Source organism: Vogesella mureinivorans, from assembly GCF_007644035.1.
Taxonomy (GTDB): Bacteria; Pseudomonadota; Gammaproteobacteria; order Burkholderiales; family Chromobacteriaceae; genus Vogesella; species Vogesella mureinivorans.
This window is the reverse complement of sequence record NZ_VMTV02000338.1, coordinates 1-351: the sequence shown is the minus strand read 5'-3', so window position 1 is coordinate 351 and position 351 is coordinate 1. Positions and strand designations below refer to the sequence as shown.

The window sequence follows — 351 nt, the reverse complement described above, 5'->3', positions numbered from 1 at the left end:
CGGCAGGACCGGCGTTTTGGCGCCGAGCCCTTCGGGTACTCCAATCTTCCGGTCGGTGAACGCGGCGACTGGGACGAGGTGCGGATCAGCCTCGGCGTCGATCCCTTGAACTTGCGTTTCGATTTCGGCCCGCTGCGCGACGACTGAGCAGGCCTTCAGCGTCTGCGGTCCATGCGCCGGTAGCCGATCGCCTCGGCCAGATGGGCAGAGGCGATCCGCTCCGCGCCAGCGAGGTCCGCAACGGTGCGCGCCACCCGCAGGATGCGCTGGCTGGCCCGGGCCGAGAGCTGCAGCCGCTCGACGGCCGCCTCGAGCAGGGCTTGTTCGGCATCGGACAGGCGGCAGTGGGCC

1 protein-coding gene is annotated in these 351 nt (G+C 70.4%); it reads right to left on the bottom strand.

The window, feature by feature from the left end; all coding sequences use genetic code 11:
• Positions 1–155: 155 nt before the first annotated feature.
• Positions 156–351, bottom strand: a 196-nt coding sequence (locus tag FLQ44_RS10155; RefSeq protein WP_147694291.1) for a magnesium chelatase subunit ChlI family protein, incomplete at its 5' end; no start/stop codon positions are given.